Annotated in this window: 4 protein-coding genes; 1 reads left to right on the plus strand and 3 read right to left on the minus strand. The window is 58.2% G+C overall.

The window, feature by feature from the left end:
* The 3 genes from Q7T06_RS12870 to ggt form a co-directional block, all read right to left on the minus strand.
* Positions 1-317 (minus strand): glutamate--tRNA ligase family protein (locus Q7T06_RS12870; RefSeq protein ID WP_304785201.1); only part of this gene is annotated, 317 nt, incomplete at its 3' end.
* A gap of 233 nt (positions 318-550) precedes the next feature.
* Positions 551-1,270: a YoaK family protein gene (locus Q7T06_RS12875; RefSeq protein ID WP_304785202.1), complete on the minus strand. Its 720-nt coding sequence runs from the start codon at positions 1,268-1,270 to the stop codon at positions 551-553.
* Positions 1,271-1,643: 373 nt separating this feature from the next.
* Positions 1,644-3,242, minus strand: a complete 1,599-nt coding sequence (gene ggt, locus Q7T06_RS12880; RefSeq protein WP_304785203.1) for a gamma-glutamyltransferase — start codon at positions 3,240-3,242, stop codon at positions 1,644-1,646.
* 228 nt (positions 3,243-3,470) lie between these two features.
* Here ggt and Q7T06_RS12885 point away from each other — a divergent pair.
* Positions 3,471-3,737: glycerophosphodiester phosphodiesterase family protein (locus tag Q7T06_RS12885; RefSeq protein WP_304785204.1), on the plus strand; the 267-nt coding region annotated here is incomplete at its 3' end.

The following is a 3,737-nucleotide window of genomic DNA, read 5'->3' on the forward strand; positions in this document are numbered from 1 at the left end:
ATGATCGTGTCTACGTATTCCTGCTCTTCCTTGGTCGGATTGGTGTCGTCGAAGCGCAGGTTGCAGCGGCCGGCGTAATCGCGCGCAAGGCCGAAGTTCAGGCAGATCGATTTGGCATGGCCTATGTGCAGGTAGCCGTTAGGCTCGGGCGGGAAGCGCGTGATCACGGTCGGCAGCGGCTGGCCGTCCTTGTCGCTACGGTTGGCGTGCTTGCCGGCGGCGAGATCGGCTTCTATGATGCCGCGCAGGAAATTCGAGGAGGCCGGGTTGGCTGGCGTGTTTGCGTTCGTGCTGCCGTTTTTTGTATCGTTGCTCATGGATGCTGGTTCTGGGCTGGATAGCGCAATGTTAAGAAGTAAAGGGCATTTTACCGTAGCAGCTACGGTGCTTGCGCACTATATGAGGATGGGCCGGAAATGGCTGGCCAGTGCAGCAATGTCCTGCATTGAGGACCTGGCCACGTCATTGCGGGCATTCCCGCGCAGGCAGGAAGTGAGGATGAGCCAGGGCAGACTGGAATCCACCGCAGGCATTGCTGAACCAGCTTGAATTACTGCCTGGCGACGATCTTGGGCATGTTTTGCGTCTTGTGCATCGCGCCGCGCTCTATATACATCAGGTAAAGCAGGATCACGATAGGCAGCAGCAATGCGTAGAAGCCGGCGAATTGATAGGCGAACGCAGCACCGACGGCACCGATGGCGAAAGCGACGACCGGCCACAGGAATTTGATGCAACGTTGTTTGACCATATCGTCAGCCGCGCCGCGCATCACATCGACCGCATCGATGACTAGCTGGGTGACATTGCCGGTCATCATCGCGGTGGGTGCCAGATGCGACAGCAGCAAGCGTCCGCAGGCGCTGTGCGTACCCATCGCCATCGCACCTATGATGCCGGCGATCTCTGCCATCAGCGTCGGCTCGGCAGCAATCGGGCTGGCCTTGATGCCGGCGACCATGAAGGCGATCAGTAAAGCCAGTTGCAGTATGTAGGCGTACCACAGCGCATGGAGATGGTATTTGAGCAGCGCTGCGATCATCAGGCGCGCAATCACGACGCCAAAGATGAAGGCCGGGAAGGCGAGGATCTTCAGCAGCAAGGGGCCGCCCTGAGGATGCGCCATTTCTGCACCGATCAAGACAAAGTTGCCCGTTACGTGCGCAGTAAACAAGCCGAACAGGGCGACGAAACCCAGCGTATCCACATAGCCGGCGAGGAAACCCAGGCTGCTGTTTTGTATCTTGTGACGCAACTCGCTACGCTTCATCTATTTTCCCGTGTGACGTTGCCAGACATTATTTGATCGGTGGCGCCAAGCCAGCCAGTGCTACACGAGTAAAGCAGGAATCGTGCGCAACACTGGGCGTGATCACGCGACCGAAAATAATGTTCTCACAAAGCAATGACGCCGTTGTTACCAGAACGTGAATTACGCGAGGAATTTAAAAAATAGTAGTGAATTCGATGCGGGATGTCGGTTGATTGCAACGCGACGACGATGATGTGTGATGGAGAGATACGTGCGATGAATGTCGCTTATGCAGTCTATGAAATAACTGCATCAGCGATGGGGCGGAAAGCATCACGCCTTCCGCCGTATCGCAGCTTTTGATAAGCGAGCGTTGCCCGTCTTGCAGCTTTTAATAACCGACTGCCTGCCCATCGCGGCGCGGATCGCTGGCGGCGATGTAGCCGTTTTCAGTTTTCCAGATGAACTGGCCGGAGCCGAAATCCATATAGCTGTCGGCGACTTTCTCTATCTTGTGGCCGCGCGCGATCAGTGCAGCGCGCACGTCCGGCGGCATGGATTCTTCCACATCGACCGACATGCCGACGTTGACCTTCCAGCGCGGCGCATCGCAGGCGGCTTGCGGCTGCTGGTTATAGGACAGCATGCGCACCAGGGTTTGCACATGGCCTTGCGGTTGCATGTTGCCGCCCATGACGCCAAAGCTCATTTGCGGCTGGCCGTCCTTGCTGAGGAAGCCGGGGATGATGGTGTGGAAGGGGCGCTTGTTCGGTGCGACGCAATTAGGATGGCGCGGATTGAGGTTGAAGCTGTAGCCGCGATTCTGCAGGCTGATGCCGGTGCCCGGCACGACCACGCCGGAGCCGAAGCCCATGTAATTCGACTGGATGAAGCTGACCATCATGCCGCTCTCGTCGGCGGCGGTCAGGTAGATCGTGCCGCCCTTGGGTGGCGTGCCGTAGTTGAAACGCGTCGCGCTTTGCAGGTCTATCAGCTTGGCGCGCTCGCTCAGGTAGCCATCGTCGAGCAAATCCCTGACCGATACTTCCGTCATGTATTTTTCATCGGCGACCCATTTGTAGGTGTCGGCAAAGGCCAGCTTCATTGCTTCGATCTGCAGATGCTGGCTTTCGACTGAATCGGCCGGGAAGCGCTTGAGGTCCAGCTTGTCGAGTATGCCCAGCGCGATCAGTGCGGCGATGCCCTGGCCGTTAGGCGGAATTTCGTGCACGGTGTGGCCGGCGTAATCCTTCTGGATAGGCGTGACCCATTCCGGCTGGAAGCCGGCGAGGTCGGACAGCGTCATGGCGCCGCCATGTTCCTTTGCGTAATTGACGATGGCTTCGGCCAGTTCGCCTTTATAGAAGGCTGCGCCCTTGGTTTCAGCGATTTTTCTCAGCGATTCTGCGGCATCGGCAAAGATGAAGTTTTCACCGACTTGCGGGGCGCGGCCATGCGGCATGAAGGTTTGCGCAAAGCCGGGCTGGTTTTGCAAAATCGGGATCGCATTGCTCCATTTTTTTTGCACTACAGGCGCGACCATGTGGCCGCGCGCTGCCAGCTCTATCGCCGGTTCCAGCAGGTCGGCGAATGGTAGTTTGCCGAATTTCTCCGACAGCGCGACCCAGCCGGCCACTGCGCCGGGCACGGTGACCGTATCCCAGCCGCGTTCCGGGAATACATTGTTGTGCTTGTTCTTGAAGTAATCCGGCGTCCATGCTGCCGGCGATGTGCCGGAACTGTTCAAGCCATGCACCTGCTTGCCATCCCACACCAGCGCGAATGCATCGCTGCCCAGGCCGCAGGAAACCGGCTCGACGATCGTCAGTGCCGCAGCGGCGGCGATGGCTGCATCGACTGCATTGCCGCCCTTGAGCAACATGCGCAAGCCGGCTTGCGCGGCCAGCGGCTGTGAAGTGGCGACGGTATTGCGCGCAAACAGCGGGCTGCGGGTGGATGGGTAAGGGTTGTTCCAGTCAAATGTAGGCATGCTGTGATCCTGATGATGTGTTCGTCGTGCTCATGCAGCAGTGCTGCATGAATTGGTGTGTTGATGCTTGTCGCTGCGGCAGAAAATGCGCGGATTTAAATCGACAAACGTGAACATTCTATCCCTTGCCGCGCATCCGGTCTTGTCCCGGCGACTTGTGCACGCAGATGTTTTTATGCGCGCCGGCTGTTATAAACTGCATGCTGGCTTGACGACTGGAGCGACGACATGTGGCCTTATCCCAGAATAGTGGCGCATCGCGGCGGTGGCGCACTGGCGCCGGAAAACACGATAGCGGCGATGCGTTGCGGCTTGACGCATGGTTTTCAGGCGGTTGAATTCGACGTGATGCTGGCTCGCGATGGTGTGCCTGTCGTGATGCACGATCCGAATTTTGGTCGTACCGTTGCCGGTGAGGGATGCGTGGCCGATTTCACCGCGCAGGAACTGGCGCAGCGTGATGCGGGGGCGTGGTTTGGCGAAGAGTTTATCGGC

This window comes from Herminiimonas sp. (assembly GCF_030645555.1).
Taxonomy (GTDB): Bacteria; Pseudomonadota; Gammaproteobacteria; order Burkholderiales; family Burkholderiaceae_D; genus Oxalicibacterium.